Source organism: Streptomyces sp. NPDC029292 (assembly GCF_055569295.1).
Genome location: NZ_JBVHXR010000001.1, coordinates 994,952 through 1,010,743, shown reverse-complemented (window position 1 = coordinate 1,010,743; position 15,792 = coordinate 994,952). Strand labels below are relative to the sequence as shown.

The following is a 15,792-nucleotide window of genomic DNA, read 5'->3' as shown; positions in this document are numbered from 1 at the left end:
TTCTGGTTGTCGGAAGCCGGCCCCGCAGCGCAGCCCTCGAACGCCCCTGCCGGAGCCCAGAGGCTCCTCGGACATCCACGCAGTGGGGGAAGCGGGTCTGAGCTCGGTACGGGCCTCCGTACGGCTGTGTGACCTTCTGAGCCCCTTCCTGATGCGGAGGGGGCTCAGTGGTGTGCGGCGACCTCAAGGTGAGTCGGTGTGGGTCGGGCGCATTCGGAGACGGCTGAGCACCTTATCTGCCGGGTTCAAGGCGGCTCGCTCCGCGAGCGGCAGGGAACGGCCGGATCGCCGTCGTGCACCGTGGCAGTCACAGGGGGCGGCCGGCGCGCGGGCGTCACCCGGGGGCTGCCCGGTTGTGTGACCGGCGGCTTTCCTGCTGCCCCTGCGCTGTTGCGGAGGGGAGTGGCCCGCGTTGGAATCAAGTGTGAGGCACTTCGGCGGCGCCGAGTCCGCCGGCCGCCCCGCTCCCGGGACGGGGGCCGGCCGGAAAGGGCTCAAGAACAACGCCCTGGGCATGTTCTCCTCGGTGGTCATCGGGCTGGCCTCCACCGCCCCGGCCTACAGCCTCGCCGCAACGCTGGGCCTCATCGTGGCGGCGGTCGGCCTGCAGGCCCCGATCGTCATCATGCTGGCGTTCGTCCCTATGCTGCTGATCGCGTACGCCTACCGGGAGCTGAACGCGAGCAACGCCGACTGCGGAACCACCTTCACCTGGGCAACCCGCGCCTTCGGCCCACGCACCGGCTGGATGGGCGGCTGGGGCATCATCGTCGCCAACGTCATCGTCATGGCGAGCCTCGCCGAGATCGCCGGTATCTACAGCTTTCGGCTGGTGGGCCTGAACGGACTGGCGGAGGACCGGCTGTGGACCACCGTGGCGGGCATCGTCTGGATCGCCGTGATGACCACGGTCTGCTATGTCGGCATCGAGTTCTCGGCCGCCGTCCAGCGTTGGCTGCTGTGCCTGGAAGTGGGGATGCTGGTCCTTTTCGCCGTCGCCGCGCTGGTCAGGGTCTACACCGATGCTCCCCCGACGGCGATCCATGTCTCCGCCTCCTGGTTCAACCCCTTCGAGGTGTCCTCGGTGAAGGCCCTCACTTCGGGCCTCCTGGCGGGAGTCTTCATCTACTGGGGCTGGGACACCGCTGTCTCGATCAACGAGGAAACCATCGACAGCACACGCATCCCCGGGCGCGCCGCAGTCATGTCCACCGTGTTGCTCCTGATCATGTACGCGCTGGTGTCCACCTCGGCGCAGGCCTTCGCCGGAGTCGGCTCCTCGGGCGTCGGGCTGGGCAACATCAGCAACTCGGGCGATGTGTTCTCCGGACTGGGCGAGGCCGTCTTCGGGAGCCACGACACAGGGCTTGTCCTGTCGAGACTGCTGATCCTGATGGTGCTGACCTCGGCGCTGGCCTCCACCCAGACCACCATCCTGCCCCTGGCCCGGACCGTCTTCTCCATGGCGGTCCACAAGGCCCTCCCCGCCCGGTTCGCCCGGGTCCACCGCAAGTTCCTCACCCCGACCTGGTCGACCGTCGGCATGGGAGCGGTCTCGATCGCCGTGCTCATCCTGCTGGCCTCCTTCAGCGGGAACGTGCTGGCCGACTCGATCGATTCGGTGGGCCTCGCGATCGCGTTCCACTACGGGCTGACCGGCTTCGCCTGCGTCTGGTACCACCGCAAGATCCTCACCCGCAGCACCAAGGACCTTGTCTTCAAGGGCGTCCTGCCAGGGCTGGGTGGGCTGATGATGCTCTGCCTGTTCGTCTACGCCACCTTCGTCTACGCGGACCCCGGGTACGGCGCGACCAGCGTCGACCTGCCGCTGATCGGACCGACCGGCGGAGTCACCGTCCTGGGCCTGGGCGCCCTGCTGCTCGGTCTCCTGCTGATGCCGGTGGTCACCCGTGGCCACGCCGTGGCCCTCAGACTCCAGCGGAGCCTGCTTCCGCGCCACCTGCCGTCGCACACCGCCCTTGACTCGGCGAGGCGCTACCTGCCCGCCGACAGCGGGTCCGGGGTGGGCGGCGACTGGTACGACGTCATCCCCCTGTCGGGCACCCGGGTCGGCCTGGTCGTCGGGGACGTGCTCGGTCACGGCCTGCGCGCCGCGGCCACCATGGGCCGCTTGCGCACGGGTGTGCGCGTCCTGGCCCGGCTGGACCTGACCCCGGACGAGCTCCTGTCCCGCCTGGACGACCTGGTCGAGCAGACCACGCAGGAGAGCCGGGTCGGCCACGGCCCGGGCCACCCGAGGCCGCAGGCCGACGAAGCCCTGGGCGTGACCTGCCTGTATGCGGTGTACGACCCCGGCTCGGGGAAGTGCAGCCTGGCGCGGGCCGGGGAGTCGGTGATGGCGGTCGTCGAACCGCACACGGGCGTCGTCGACTATCCGGAGCTGCCCCCCGGACCGCCGCTGGGAATCGGTGGCCTGCCCTACCAGAGCACGGAGCTGGAGCTCCCGCCGGGCAGTCTCGTCGCCCTCTTCACGGGCGGCCTCCTCCAGGCGACCGACGGCCGTGACGCCGGGCTCGCGCAGCTGTCCCAGGTCCTCGCCGACGACCGAGCGTCCCTGGAAGAGCTGTGTGACCGGGCGGTGACCACCCTGCTGCCCGGGCCGGTGGACGAGGACGCGACGCTGCTCTTGGCCCGCACGCGCCTGCTCGACCGGAACCAGTTCACCGAGTGGGAACTGCCGCCGGACCCGGCGGCGGTGGCCACCATCCGCACCGCCGTCAGCAAGCAGCTCCGCGACTGGGGGCTGGACGAGCTGACGTTCACCAGCGAGCTCATCGTCAGCGAACTGGTCACCAACGCCATCCGCTACGTCGGCGGCCCGATCCAGGTACGCCTGATCCGCGACCGGACCCTGATCTGCGAAGTCTCCGACACCGGCCACACCACGCCCAATCTGCGGCACGCCGCGAGCGACGACGAGGGAGGCCGGGGCCTGTTCATCATCGCCCAGATGACCCACCACTGGGGCACGCGCTACACCCCCACCGGCAAGACAATCTGGACCGAGCAGGACCTGCCGCCGGCGGACGGCCAGTAGCACCTTTCCGAGGGCGGAGAAATCGGCGTACGCCTGTGACTCCCTTCCCCGACCTCAGGGGGTGGGTCACTGACGTCCGGGGCAGGGGTGCATCGGATGCGAAGAGCGGTGGCTGAAGCCACGATGGAATGGGCAGGAGGGCTCAGTGCCCCCACCCAGTCCCGGCACGACGGGAGGCGCTTTGTGGCAGACACGGGATCGGCCAAGCGGACGGGCAACCTCTTCTTCGCGTTCGCCCCCTGGATCATCTTCGATGTCGTGGCGAGCCCCAGTACGTGGGAGTACGCGGCCCTGGCAGCCCTGTTGGCCTCCATCGTGCTCAGCCTGGGTGACATGCGACGGGGCAGCTTCAAGATCCTCGAGATGACCGGGATCGTCTTCTTCGCGGTTCTCAGCTTGCTCGCGCTGGCCCTCGACCGGCACCAGCTCATCTGGCTGGAGACCTATGCGCAGACTCTCGCGAACGGGGTCATCGCCGTCGTCGCCCTCGTCTCCCTTGCGTTCGTGCCGTTCACGACTCAGTACGCCCGTGAGTCGACGCCGCGCGAGTACTGGGATTCGCCGACGTTCCGGCACATCAACCTCGTCCTCACCGCGGTCTGGTCCGCCGCGTTCGCGGCCACTGCGGTGCTGGGCGTGATCGCCGCACACACCAAAGGCACGTCGGACTGGCTGAACTGGATCATTCCCGTGGCTCTTCTGGTCCTGGCCGTCCGGTTCACGGAACGCTATCCCGACCAGTACGCCGCAAGACACGGCGCCGAGCGCGCCGTTGCCTGAGCGCTTGGACCGACGCCGGGGGACGTGTGCGCGCACACCGTCGGGCCGATCCGGGGCCGGCGACGGCTGCCGGTGAGGGCGCGGGACGGCAGCTGCCGTACATCAGGGTGTACAGCGCCGGGTTGGCCAGGCCCAGGCCGACGTGAGTCAGGGTCCGCCCATGGCCAAGGCGCACGGAGGCCAGGGTCACCGAGCGCGACGAGGGACTGCGTGCGGTGGACATCAAGCCGCGGGACGTCGAGGGCTGAACCGCGCCCGGTCAGCCCACCCGGTGGCCGTTCTCCAGCTCGGCCGTCCCCGCGCCCTCCGCCAGTACGTCGAGCGCGGCGAGCACGCGCCGCCCCAGGGCGCCCGGCAGATACTCGGCCAGCTCCAGGCGCGGCACCAGTCGCCACGACAGCAGCTCCTCCTCCTGCAGGCGGATCGCCTTGAGGTCGTCGTCGCCGAGCACGCCGCCGTCGTACAGGTAGGCCACCAGCGGGGGCCGCGCCGTCCCGTGCACCCAGTCGACGGCGAGGAGGCGGCCGAGTTCCCTGTCGAGACCGATCTCCTCGGCAGTCTCGCGGCGGGCGCCCTGGCGCGGGGTCTCCCCGTCGTCCGACTCGACGGTGCCGCCCGGCAGGGCCCAGCCCTCCCGGTAGTTCGGCTCGACGAGCAGCACGCGCCCGTCGGCGTCACGGAAGAGGGCAGCGGCCCCGGCGAGGACGCGGGGGAGGCCCGCGATGTACGTGGCGAAGTCCTGAGTGGTCATCCACGAAGCGTAACGAGCTTCCGCAGCCGTTCGTCGGACTCGCTGCCCGGCTCGGCGAAATGGCAGATCAGGCTCAGCCGGGGGGCCTCCTCCAACGCCATGCGTACGTACGTCACTTCGAGGTCGCCGACGTCGGGGTGCTGGTAGCGGCGTACGGAGGAGCGGAACTCGATGACGTCGTGGGTCTCCCAGACCTCGGCGAAGTAGGGGCTGGTTTCCAGGAGTTCGGTGACCAGTTCGGAGAAGCGCGGGTTGTCGAGTTCGTACGCCGCCTGCTGGCGCAGCAGTCCCGCCAGCCAGCGGGCCTCCTTCTCCCACTCCGGCATCAGCGCGCGGACCTCCGGGACGCGGAACAGCATCCAGACGCTGTTGAGTTCGCGGCGCGGGCGGTCCAGCAGGGCCGGGCCGAGGATCCGCTCCTGCGCCGAGTTCCAGGCGAGGATGTCGAAGCAGCGGTCGATGACGAACGCCGGGTTGGGCATGAGCTTGTCCAGGAAGGTGCGGACGGCGTCCGGGACCTCCAGGGAACGTGCGGCGGGTTCGGGCACGGGCAGGCCCGCGAGCCGGAAGAGATGGGCGCGTTCGACCTCGTCGAGCTGGAGGGCGCGGGTCAGGGCGAGCAGGATCTGCGGGGAGACATGGATGTCACGGCCCTGTTCGAGCCAGGTGTACCAGGTCAGGCTCACGCCGGAGAGCAGCGACACCTCCTCGCGGCGCAGCCCTGGGGTGCGGCGGCGGCCACCCGGTGGCAGTCCGGTCGCCGCGGGGTCGGCGCGCTCGCGGCGGGAGCGCAGGAAGGCGGCTAGGGCCTTGCGGCCGTGATCGTTCGATGACGCCGCGAGCGTGCCGCGGCCCTGATCGCCGGTGCCGGGTTCTGATGCTGGTGTCGCTGCCACCAGTAAATTCTGCACTCTTCAACGGGGGTGCCGCCTGGCGGAGGGTGGGAGGGACAGCGGAACTCCCTTGTGAAAGGCGGCCCTTGTGGCTGAGCTGACCCCTCCCCGAACCGTTCTCGTCACCGGTGCCACCGGTGGTGTCGGTGGCGCGCTCGCGCGGAGGCTGTGCGCCGACGGCTGGATCGTGTACGCCGCGCACCGCAAACCCGCGGACGCCGAAGCGCTGCGCGACGCCGGCCTGACCCCCGTCCTCCTCGACCTGACGGACGAGGAGTCCCTCGCGGCGGCCGCGGACGTCGTCGGCCCACGTCTCGACGGTCTGGTCAACAGCGCGGGCGTCATGGGACAGGGCCCCGTCGAACTGGTGCCGACCGAGGCATGGCGCCGCCAGTTCGACATCAACGTGATCGGGCAGGCGGCGGTGATCCGAGCCTTCCTGCCCGCTCTGCGGACGGCCGGCGGCCGGATCGTCAACCTCGGTGCCGTCTCCGCCCGCGTCACACCGCCCTTCTTCGGTCCGATCGCCGCGTCCAAGGCCGCCCTCGCGGCGCTCACCCAGGCCCTGCGGATGGAACTGCGCCACCAGGGCGTCAAGGTCTCCCTGGTCGAGCCGGGCGCCATGGACACCGCCATCTTCACCACGTCGGACAAGGCGAGCGCGGACATGGGCTGGGCGGGCTCACCCGAAACCCGGCACCGGTACGCGGGCGCGCTGGACGCCGTACAGGCCGCGGCGGCCCGTCAGCCGCTCGGACCCGTCGCCCCGGCGGTCGACGCCGTCGTACGCGCCCTGACCGCACGCCGCCCCGACACCCTCTACACCACCGGACGCGACGGACGCGCCCTCGCGCTGCTGCGGTTCCTGCCGACCGGGACGCGGGACCGGCTGATGCTGCGTGCGATGGGCCTCCGCGCCGACAGCTTCGGCCGCCTGGAGCGTGACAACTCCACACCAACCGGAGTGAGTTGAACGATCGAAACGATCAATTCGACCGTTAGTATTGAGCGTTTGGTTCGTGGGGTGCTAGAAAGCGCTCACTTTGCAGCGGTAACGCTGCCCTCTCCTTGCCCCCGGAGACCCCCATGACGACCCCTTGGTCACGACGCGGCTTCCTTGCCACCACGGGAAGTTCCGCGTTCGCGCTCGGCCTGACCGGCACCGCCACCACCGCCCTGCTCGGAGCCACCGCCTCTTCCGCCGCCGCGGAAGAGGCGGACGAGTTCGCGACGCTGCGCGCCAGATGGCGCACGCTCATCCTCGGTGAGGGCTTCAGCCCGACCGCCGAGCCCTTCAAGTCCAAGCTCGCCACCCTCGGCACCACGGCCCGGACCTACCGGGCGGAGATGGTCCCCGCCGCCGGATCGCTCTGGCCGACCCTGGTGTTCGCCGACCCCGAACCCGACAAGGACACCGAGTCCTACGGCTACTCCGCGAACATCCAGACCAGCTACACCCGCCTCAAGACCATGGCCGAGGCGTTCAGCCAGCCCGGCACCGGCGTCACGGGCGACGAACAGCTCAAGGCCGACGTCCTCATCGCCCTGGACCACCTCAACACCCAGGTCTACAACGAGAACCAGACCAGCTACGGCAACTGGTACAACTGGCAGATCGGCGCCCCGCAAGCCCTCCTCGACATCAGCGTGATGATGTACGAGCACTTGTCGGCCGAGCAGATCTCCGCCACCGTCAAGGCCGTCGACCACTTCGTCCCGGACTCCGCGGTCGCCGCGTACACGGGCACCAGCACCGGCGCCAACCGCATCGACCTGTGCCGCGTACTCGCCCTGCGCGGCATCCTCGACGGCACCGCCGCCAAGATCGCCCTCGCCCGCGACGCCATCTCGCCGGTCTTCCCGTACGTGACCACCGGCGACGGCCTGTACGCCGACGGCTCACTCATCCAGCACACCTGGGTCCCGTACACCGGCAGCTACGGCGCCGTGCTGATCGACGGCCTCAGCAAGCTCTTCGCCCTGCTCGGCGGCTCGACGTGGGCGGTCACGGACGCCCGGCGGCAGCTCTTCCTCGACGCCGTCGAGTCGGCGTACGCCCCCTTCATCCGCGACGGCCTGATGATGGACGGCGTCTCCGGACGCGCCATCAGCCGCGGCCTGTACGCGAGCGACCCGCTGCAGATCCAGCAGGACGACCATCTGCGCGGCCATACCGTCATCGGCCACATCCTGCTGCTCGGCCAGGGCGCGAGTTCGGAGGAGTACACGCGCTGGAAGTCCCTGGCGAAGGGCTGGTTCCAGCGCGACACCCACTGCGACGTCACCGCGGGCACCACCCTCGGCGTGGCCCCCCTCTCCCGGGTCCTGTCCGTCCTCGACGACACCTCCGTCAGTGCCCTCGCCGAGACGCCCGGCCACAAGCTGTTCCCGGGCATGGACCGGGCCGTGCACCGCACCAGGGACTGGGCGGCGTCGGTCAGCATGGCCTCCGAGCGGATCACGTACTACGAGAACGGCAACGGCGAGAACCTCCATGCCTGGCACACCGGTTCGGGAATGCTGTACTGGTGGGCCGACGGCGACGGAGGCCAGTACAGCGACGGCTTCTGGCCCACGGTGGACCCCTACCGGCTGCCCGGCACCACGGCCTCCCGCAAGCCCCTGACCGACGGCGAGGGTGGCATCTGGGGCGCGGCACGTCCGGCCGTCAGCTGGGTCGGCGGCACCACGGACGGCACGTACGGAGTCAGCGGCCAGCACCTCAAGGGGCTCTCCTCCACCATGGAGGCGAAGAAGACCTGGTTCTTCCTGGACGACTCGGTGGTGTGCCTCGGAGCGGGCATCACCGGCGGCGACGGCACGGGCGTCGAGACGGTCGTCGACAACCGCAACCTCGGCGCGGACGGCACCGCGGCCCTTACCGTCAACGGCCGCACACAGCCCGGTGACCTGGGGTGGAGCGACACCCTGGACCGAGCCGGCTGGGCGCATCTGGCGGGCCACGGCGGATACGTCTTCCCGGGCGGAACGACGCTCACGGCGCTGCGCGAGGAGCGCACCGGGACCTGGCAGGCCATCAACACCGGCTGCTCGACCGTCGAGGTGACCCGCCGCTATGTGACGCTGCTGGCCGACCACGGCACCGACCCGGCCGATGCCTCGTACGCCTACATCCTGATGCCGGGCGCGAGCGAGCGGCGCACCGCGGCCCGTGCCCAGGACCGCGACTGGCTGGTCACCCTGGCGAACTCCGCGAGCGCGCAGGGCATTCGCGTTCCCTCCCTCGGCTTCACGGGCGTCAACTTCTGGGCCGCGGGCACGGTCGGCAAGGTCACGGCGAGCGCCCCCGTGAGCGTACTGATCCACGAGAAGCGGGACGGCACGGCCGTGATCGGCGTCGCCGACCCGGCACGCGAGGTCACCGGGCTCACCCTCACCTGGAAGCGGCCCGTCAGGTCGGTCGTGTCCAAGGCGTCCTCGGTCACGGCGGCCGAGACGGGCTCCTCGCTGACGCTCACCTTCGGCGATCTGAGCGGCTCGATCGGAGCCACCCACAAGGTGACGGTCAAGCTCGCCTGACACTCCGCCCTCTCCTCCTCCTCCTCCAGCAGAAGGCAGTTCGCCATGCGCAAAGCGCTCAGCACGCTTCCGGCCATCGGGTTCTCCCTCGTCCTCCTGATGGCCTCGCCCGCCTCCGCCTCCGTCACCTGGGACGGTGACGCCTCCGCCGGAACCGGCGTCTTCGCCGGCGTCGAATGCGACGACCCCGGCAGCATCACGGTCGCCGTCCGTGAGGACCGCGGCTCGATCTTCAAGTTCAACAAACCGGCCGGCCTTCGCCGTTGCGAGGGACGCGGAATCTCGGTGAACGGCTCCGAGTACGTCTTCGCGAACAACAACACGTACTACCTGGGCTGGGAGACCGCCACCAACACCGACGACGCGGCGACGATCTTCCAGTGGAAGTCGTATCCGAACAGCACCCAGAACTACCCGGTGCTCATGAAGGTCGAAGGCGGTGAGCTGCGGCTGTTCCACATCACGGAAGACGGCACCTGGATCCTGCTGTGGAGCCAGGCGATCACCGTCGACACCTGGAAGCACATCGCGCTCGGCATCCACACCTCGGAATCGGCGACCGGCGGCTGGATCGAGCTCTACTACAACGGCGTCAAGCAGACCCTCTCCGACGGCTCCACCCGCTACGTCGGCCGCACCTGGGACACGCTCAACAAGCCCAAGTGGGGCACGTACGGGGCCGAGATCGAGGACACGGCGGGCATCAACTGGATCGACAGCCTCAAGGTCGGCACGACGTACGAGGACGTCGCGCCGTAGGGAGGTGCCCCCGGTTCCCTGCCGGAGGTCCAGGGGCACCCCTGGACCTCCGGAGCAGGGGCGCCTCTAGACCTCCCTCTCCATCACCCGCAGCGTCCGGTCGGCCAGCTCACTGATCCGCACCCTGTCGAAACCGAACACCGCACTGCGGACCGTGTCTTCCAGCGGGTCCTTCCACTGGTCCGGGATCGCCGCGGCCCCGCACAGCACGCCCGCGACGGAGCCCGCGGTCGCGCCGTTCGAGTCGGTGTCCAGGCCGCCACGGACGGTCAGTGTGATGGTGCGGGTGAAGTCGCCGTCGCCGTACAGGAGCCCGGCCGTGAGGACCGCGGCGTTCGGGATCGTGTGGATCCAGCCGAATCCCGCGGTCTCCGCGGCCACCGTGGTGAGCGTGTCCTCCCAGGTCATCCGGGTCTCGTGGAGCGTCAGCACCCGGCGCACGGTGCGCGCGAGGCGACTGCTCTCGGGGATCACGGTGAGCGCCGTGTCCAGCGCGTGCCGCACGGTCGGGGCGGTGAAGGCGGCGGAGATCAGCGCCGCCGCCCACATGGCGCCGTACACGCCGTTGCCGGTGTGCGAGAGCACGGCGTCGCGGCGGGCGAGGGAGGCGGCGCGGCGCGGCACTCCCGGGCTGGTCCAGCCGTAGACGTCGGCGCGGATGAGAGCGCCGATCCACTCCTGACAGGGATTGTCGTACGTCGCCGTCAGCGGCGGCTTGAGCCCATTGGCGAGGTTGCGGTACGCGGCCCGCTCCGCCGTGAACGTCTGCAGATACGGCAGCCGCAGCAGCCACAGGTCACCGACCTGCTCGGTGCTGAAGCCGAAGCCGTGCGTCTCCAGCAGATCGAGCCCCAGGATGGCGTAGTCCACGTCGTCGTCCCGGCAGCTGCCGTGGATACGGCCGCGCACGCAACTCCGCCACTCGGGCCGCAGCTCGAACCCGTCGCTCTCGTCGCTGCCCTCGGCGGGCTCGGGGAGGTAGTCGGTGAGGGGCAGGGCCGCGGCCTGCCGCAGATAGCGGTCGATGCGTTCCCGCGTCCAGTGGTCGCCCTGCTCGACCGGCTTGCCGAGCATGTTGCCCGCGATCCGGCCCAGCCAGCCCCCGAGGATGCGGTCGGCGAGCTCAGTGCCCACAGGGGTCATGGCTCCGGTTTACCCAATTCCGGGCGGGCGCGCGCGTTGTTCCGCGGTTCGGTCGGGGCATGACGGCGGGGGCTTCCTCCGGTTAAGGTCGCAGCGGCGCGACTGCCTTGACGTGAGCAAGGCCCGGAAAGCAAGGGGAATGCAAGGTGGCGGACGCTGCTGTGAATCGGACCCCGCGTGTGCTCATCGCCGCGGACAAGTTCAAGGGATCGCTGACGGCCGTACAGGTCGCCGAGCGCGTGACGGCCGGGCTGCGCCGGGTCGCGCCGCGTGTCGAGGTCGAGGCGCTGCCGGTGGCCGACGGTGGCGACGGGACCGTCGACGCGGCGGTCGCGGCCGGGTTCGAGCGGCGTGAGGTGCGGGTCGCCGGGCCGCTGGGCGACGAGGTGACGGCGGCGTACGCGCTGCGCGGTGACACCGCGGTCGTGGAGATGGCTGAGGCGAGCGGGCTGCAGCGGCTGCCCGCCGGGGTCTTCGCGCCGCTCACGTCCTCGACGTACGGCTCCGGAGAACTGCTGCGGGCCGCGCTGGACGCCGGTGCGCGCACGATCGTGTTCGGCGTCGGCGGCAGCGCCACGACGGACGGGGGCGCGGGGATGCTGTCCGCGCTGGGCGCGCGCTTCCTCGACGTGGACGGTGAGCCGGTGGCCCCTGGCGGTGCCGCGCTGCGTGACGTCGTGACCGCCGATCTCTCCGGCCTCGACGCCCGGCTCTCCGCCATCGACTTCGTCCTCGCCAGCGACGTGGACAACCCGCTGACGGGTCCCAAGGGCGCCCCCGCCGTGTACGGCCCCCAGAAGGGCGCCAGCCCCGACGACGTGGCCACCCTGGACGCGGCCCTCGCCCACTTCGCGACCGTCCTGGAGAAGGCCATCGGCCCCAGGGCCGCCGAGTACGCGGCCGCGCCCGGCGCCGGCGCCGCGGGCGGCATCGGCTACGGCGCCCTCGTCATCGGCGCCCGCTTCCGCCCCGGCATCGAGGTCATGCTCGACGTCCTCGGCTTCGCTCCCGCCTTGGACCGTGCCACGCTGGTGATCACCGGCGAGGGGTCCCTCGACGAGCAGACCCTCCACGGCAAGGCTCCCGCCGGTGTCGCCGCCGCCGCCCGCGCCGAGGGCAAGGAGGTCGTCGCGGTCTGCGGCCGCCTCGCGCTTGCCCCGGAGGCCCTGGGGAAGGCGGGCATCCGGCGTGCGTACGCCCTCACGGAGGTCGAGCCCGACGTCGCGAAGTGCATCGCCGACGCGGGGCCGATCCTGGAGCGCGTGGCGGAGAACATCGCGCGGGACTTCCTGGCCTGACGGAAAGCGGTTTTCGCCCCCCTGAAAGATTGCGCAGTTCCCCGCGCCCCTTCAGAGGCGCGGGGAGCTGTGCGACCAGCCCCCGCCCACCCGCAGCCGAACAGCCATGCAAAGCCGAAGGGCCCCGAACCAATCAGGTTCGGGGCCCTTCGGCACGTACAAGCACCACCGCTACGGCAGCTGCGCCGTCCGCGCCTCTCGGCGATTGTCCCGGAAGTTGTTCACCTTCCGAGCCGTGGCGAAGAGGGGAATCACCGCACCCATGACCAGCTGCAGCGCACAGCCCGTCTGGAGGAGCAGCTGACCGCTCGGCGCGTCGAAGGCCCAGGCCGCCAGCAGCCCCATGCTGAGCACGATCCAGGAGAGCATCGCCCCGGCGAGGCGCCCCCGCGGCTTCGGGTACTCGACCCGGCTCACCATCAGCCACGCGGTACCGATGATCGCCATGAGCGTGGCGACGAATGGCAGCTCCAGCAGCACGATGGAGACGACGGTGAGCGCACCGAACGGCGACGGCATGCCCTGGAACGTGCCGTCCTTGACGGTGACGCAGGAGAAGCGCGCGAGGCGGAGTACGACCGCGAGCAGGACCACGATGGCCCCGACCGCCGCCACCCGCTGATGCGCGTCGTCCGCGACCATGCCGTAGACCAGCACGAAGTACGCGGGCGCGAGCCCGAAGCTGATCAGGTCGGACAGGTTGTCCAGCTCGGCGCCCATGGGGGAGGAGCGCAGCTTGCGGGCGACCAGTCCGTCGAAGAGGTCGAAGACCGCCGCGCAGAGCATGAGGATGACGGCCGTGGCGGCGCTGTGGCGCGCCATGCCCGTCTCCTGGCTGCCCGTGAGGTGCGGGATGAGGATGCCCGTGGTGGTGAAGTACACCGCCATGAACCCGCACGTGGCGTTACCGAGGGTGAGGGTGTCCGCTATTGAGAGGCGGAGCGAGAGGGGCATCTCCTCCTCGTCGTCCACCTCGTCGGCCTCCGGCACCCAGCCGGTCTGTGTCTCGGGATCAATCACGGTCAATTCGAGTCACCCCAGCCACGGTCTTCTGACCGACCTCCACATCGACCTCGACACCCTCGGGGAGGTAGATGTCGACGCGCGAGCCGAAGCGGATCAGACCGATCCGGTCGCCCTGCTCGACCTTCGTACCCTGAGGGATATAAGGAACGATACGACGGGCGACCGCGCCGGCGATCTGGATCATCTCGATGTCACCGAGCTCGGTGTCGAAGTGCCAGACGACACGCTCGTTGTTCTCGCTCTCCTTGTTGAACGCCGGAACGAACCCACCGGGGATGTGCTCGACCGAGGTCACCGTGCCGGAGAGCGGCGCGCGGTTGACGTGGACGTTGAGCGGGCTCATGAAGATCGCGACGCGGGTGCGTCCGTCCTTCCACGGCATGATGCTCTGCACCACACCGTCGGCGGGCGAGATGACCCGGCCCTGAGTGATCTCGCGCTCGGGGTCGCGGAAGAACCACAGCATGCCCGCCGCCAGCGCGGTGGCGGGTACGGCCACGGCCTTGGCGGCGCCGGAGCGGCGTGCCTTGGCCAGGCTGAGTGCTGCGGTGGCAACGGTCGGGAGAAGCCACGGCGATGCTCCGCGCGCGAGGCGGACCCGGCCGCGTGGTGCAGAGGTTTGGCTGTGGGGCATGGATGACCTTCGTAGCGGATGATGCCGCGCTGTAACGGGGGACGGCGGCTTTCCCGGGATCGTACCGGTCGCGGGCCGCAACTGGGCAAGCCAGGAAGCCGAGTCGGCGGCCGAAGAGTGTTGACGGGGTGTGATCTTCTTCTCGAAGAAAACACCCCGAACCCGGACATCTAGCCCTGGAGTCGATACTCTTCGAGCAACCTGCGCCCGATGATCATTTTCTGGATTTCGGCTGTACCTTCACCAATCAACAGCATCGGGGCCTCGCGGTAGAGGCGCTCGATCTCGTACTCCTTGGAGAAGCCGTAGCCGCCGTGGATCCGGAAAGCATCCTCCACGACCTCCTTGCAGTACTCGGAGGCGAGGTACTTCGCCATCCCTGCTTCGAGGTCGTTTCGTTCCCCGGAGTCCTTTTTGCGTGCAGCGTTCACCATCATGGCATGGGCGGCCTCGACCTTGGTAGCCATCTCGGCGAGCTTGAACTGGATGGCCTGGTGCTGGGCGATCGGCTTGCCGAAAGTGTGACGCTGCTGGGCATATGAGACGCCCAGCTCGAACGCACGCTGGGCGACGCCGCAGCCACGTGCCGCTACGTTGACGCGGCCGACCTCGACTCCGTCCATCATTTGGTAAAACCCTCGGCCGGTGGTCCCGCCGAGCACACGATTGGCCGGAATGCGCAGTCCGTCCATGATGAGCTCGGTGGTGTCGACGCCTTTGTAACCCATCTTGTCGATCTTCCCGGGGATGGTGAGGCCGGGGCGGACCTCTCCGAAGCCGGGCTCCTTCTCGACCAGGAAGGTCGTCATCGACTTGTGGGGCGCGGTGCCCTCGGGGTGTCCTTCGTCACTCCGGACGAGAACCGCCACCAGAGTCGACGAGCCGCCGTTCGTCAGCCACATCTTCTGACCGTTCAGGACGTACTCGTCGCCGTCCTTGACCGCCTTGGACGAGATCGCCGACACATCCGAGCCAAGAGCCGGCTCCGACATGGAGAAGGCGCCTCGCACCTCGCCCAGCGCCATCCGGGGCAGGAAGTAGTCCTTCTGCTCCTGCGTGCCGTGCTGCTTGAGCATGTACGCCACGATGAAGTGGGTGTTGATGATGCCGGAGACCGACATCCAGCCGCGGGCGATCTCCTCCACGCAGAGCGCGTAGGTGAGGAGCGACTCGCCCAGGCCCCCGTACTCCTCGGGGATCATCAGCCCGAAGAGGCCCAATTCCTTGAGGCCGTCGACGATCTGCTGCGGGTACTCGTCGCGGTGCTCCAGCTCGGTCGCGACCGGGATGATCTCCTTGTCCACGAAGTCGCGGACGGTGGAGAGGATCTCCTGCTGGATGTCGGTCAGACCAGCGGTCTGGGCGAGTCGCGCCATGGCTACTTCTCCGTCTTTCGCTTTGAAATGTCCAGCAGCTCCGGGCGGCCGGGCTGCTCGCCGCCGCGCTCCTTGATGTACGTCTCGGTGGGGACCATCACCTTGCGGCGGAACACGCAGACCAGCGTGCCGTCCTGCTTGTAGCCCTTGGTCTCGACGTAGACGATTCCGCGGTCGTTCTTCGACTTCGACGGCGTCTTGTCGAGGACCGTCGTCTCGCCGTAGATGGTGTCGCCGTGGAAGGTCGGCGCCACGTGACGCAGCGACTCGATCTCCAGGTTGGCGATCGCCTTGCCCGATACGTCCGGCACGGACATGCCCAGCAGCAGCGAGTAGATGTAGTTCCCGACTACGACGTTCTTGCCGAAGTCCGTCGTGTTCTCCGCATAGTTGGTGTCCATGTGGAGCGGGTGGTGGTTCATGGTCAGGAGACAGAAGAGGTGGTCGTCGTACTCCGTGACCGTTTTTCCGGGCCAGTGCTTGTAGACCGCGCCGACCTCGAACTCTTCGTACGTGCGTCCGAACTGCATGGTG

General features: G+C 69.4%; 13 protein-coding genes. 6 read left to right on the top strand and 7 right to left on the bottom strand.

From position 1 onward, the window contains the following. The first annotated feature begins 412 nt into the window (after positions 1–412). Together ACZ4WS_RS04580 and ACZ4WS_RS04575 are read left to right on the top strand one after the other, a co-directional pair. Positions 413–3,058: an amino acid permease gene (locus ACZ4WS_RS04580; protein ID WP_467977012.1), complete on the top strand. Its 2,646-nt coding sequence runs from the start codon at positions 413–415 to the stop codon at positions 3,056–3,058. Positions 3,059–3,241: 183 nt separating this feature from the next. Further along, positions 3,242–3,838: a DUF3159 domain-containing protein gene (locus ACZ4WS_RS04575; protein WP_467977010.1), complete on the top strand. Its 597-nt coding sequence runs from the start codon at positions 3,242–3,244 to the stop codon at positions 3,836–3,838. 259 nt (positions 3,839–4,097) lie between these two features. On the opposite strand, the gene ACZ4WS_RS04570 is transcribed toward ACZ4WS_RS04575, so the two are convergent. Next, complete coding sequence (locus ACZ4WS_RS04570) at positions 4,098–4,589, bottom strand: NUDIX domain-containing protein (protein WP_467977008.1); 492 nt, start codon at positions 4,587–4,589, stop codon at positions 4,098–4,100. Next, positions 4,586–5,485 (bottom strand): helix-turn-helix transcriptional regulator, encoded by a 900-nt coding sequence (locus tag ACZ4WS_RS04565; protein WP_467977006.1) that lies wholly within the window; start codon positions 5,483–5,485, stop codon positions 4,586–4,588. Before ACZ4WS_RS04565 ends, ACZ4WS_RS04570 begins: the two co-directional genes overlap by 4 nt. An 85-nt stretch (positions 5,486–5,570) precedes the next feature. On the opposite strand from ACZ4WS_RS04565, the gene ACZ4WS_RS04560 reads away from it, so the two are divergent. The 3 genes from ACZ4WS_RS04560 (at position 5,571) to ACZ4WS_RS04550 (ending at position 9,781) form a co-directional block, all read left to right on the top strand. Continuing rightward, entirely contained in the window at positions 5,571–6,455 is an 885-nt protein-coding gene (locus tag ACZ4WS_RS04560; RefSeq protein WP_467977004.1) for an SDR family NAD(P)-dependent oxidoreductase, read from the top strand. Positions 6,456–6,568: 113 nt separating this feature from the next. Beyond that, entirely contained in the window at positions 6,569–9,022 is a 2,454-nt protein-coding gene (locus tag ACZ4WS_RS04555) for a polysaccharide lyase 8 family protein (RefSeq protein ID WP_467977002.1), read from the top strand. A gap of 45 nt (positions 9,023–9,067) precedes the next feature. Next, positions 9,068–9,781, top strand: a complete 714-nt coding sequence (locus ACZ4WS_RS04550) for a heparin lyase I family protein (protein WP_467977000.1) — start codon at positions 9,068–9,070, stop codon at positions 9,779–9,781. Between the two features lie 66 nt (positions 9,782–9,847). On the opposite strand, the gene ACZ4WS_RS04545 is transcribed toward ACZ4WS_RS04550, so the two are convergent. Further along, positions 9,848–10,924: an ADP-ribosylglycohydrolase family protein gene (locus ACZ4WS_RS04545; RefSeq protein WP_467976999.1), complete on the bottom strand. Its 1,077-nt coding sequence runs from the start codon at positions 10,922–10,924 to the stop codon at positions 9,848–9,850. Between the two features lie 161 nt (positions 10,925–11,085). Here ACZ4WS_RS04545 and ACZ4WS_RS04540 point away from each other — a divergent pair, with 161 nt between their 5' ends. Next, positions 11,086–12,222, top strand: coding sequence for a glycerate kinase (locus ACZ4WS_RS04540; protein WP_467976997.1), 1,137 nt, complete (start codon positions 11,086–11,088; stop codon positions 12,220–12,222). A gap of 171 nt (positions 12,223–12,393) precedes the next feature. Here ACZ4WS_RS04540 and pssA read toward each other — a convergent pair whose 3' ends face one another. The 4 genes from pssA to ACZ4WS_RS04520 form a co-directional block, all read right to left on the bottom strand. Further along, positions 12,394–13,212, bottom strand: coding sequence for a CDP-diacylglycerol--serine O-phosphatidyltransferase (gene pssA / locus ACZ4WS_RS04535; protein WP_467977199.1), 819 nt, complete (start codon positions 13,210–13,212; stop codon positions 12,394–12,396). 22 nt (positions 13,213–13,234) lie between these two features. Further along, positions 13,235–13,882 (bottom strand): phosphatidylserine decarboxylase, encoded by a 648-nt coding sequence (locus ACZ4WS_RS04530; protein ID WP_467976996.1) that lies wholly within the window; start codon positions 13,880–13,882, stop codon positions 13,235–13,237. Between the two features lie 170 nt (positions 13,883–14,052). Continuing rightward, complete coding sequence (locus tag ACZ4WS_RS04525; protein ID WP_467976994.1) at positions 14,053–15,258, bottom strand: acyl-CoA dehydrogenase family protein; 1,206 nt, start codon at positions 15,256–15,258, stop codon at positions 14,053–14,055. A gap of 2 nt (positions 15,259–15,260) precedes the next feature. Further along, a complete protein-coding gene (locus ACZ4WS_RS04520) occupies positions 15,261–15,788 on the bottom strand; it encodes a MaoC family dehydratase (protein ID WP_467976992.1) in 528 nt (175 codons plus the stop codon). Between the last annotated feature and the right edge of the window lie 4 nt (positions 15,789–15,792).

Excerpts from the sequence above, each read along its gene's own strand:
- ACZ4WS_RS04570 (WP_467977008.1), bottom strand. The coding sequence starts at position 4,589 with ATGACCACTCAGGACTTCGCCACGTACATCGCGGGCCTCCCCCGCGTC.
- ACZ4WS_RS04555 (WP_467977002.1), top strand. The coding sequence starts at position 6,569 with ATGACGACCCCTTGGTCACGACGCGGCTTCCTTGCCACCACGGGAAGT.
- ACZ4WS_RS04550 (WP_467977000.1), top strand. The coding sequence starts at position 9,068 with ATGCGCAAAGCGCTCAGCACGCTTCCGGCCATCGGGTTCTCCCTCGTC.
- ACZ4WS_RS04545 (WP_467976999.1), bottom strand. The coding sequence starts at position 10,924 with ATGACCCCTGTGGGCACTGAGCTCGCCGACCGCATCCTCGGGGGCTGG.
- ACZ4WS_RS04530 (WP_467976996.1), bottom strand. The coding sequence starts at position 13,882 with ATGCCCCACAGCCAAACCTCTGCACCACGCGGCCGGGTCCGCCTCGCG.
- ACZ4WS_RS04525 (WP_467976994.1), bottom strand. The coding sequence starts at position 15,258 with ATGGCGCGACTCGCCCAGACCGCTGGTCTGACCGACATCCAGCAGGAG.
- ACZ4WS_RS04520 (WP_467976992.1), bottom strand. The coding sequence starts at position 15,788 with ATGCAGTTCGGACGCACGTACGAAGAGTTCGAGGTCGGCGCGGTCTAC.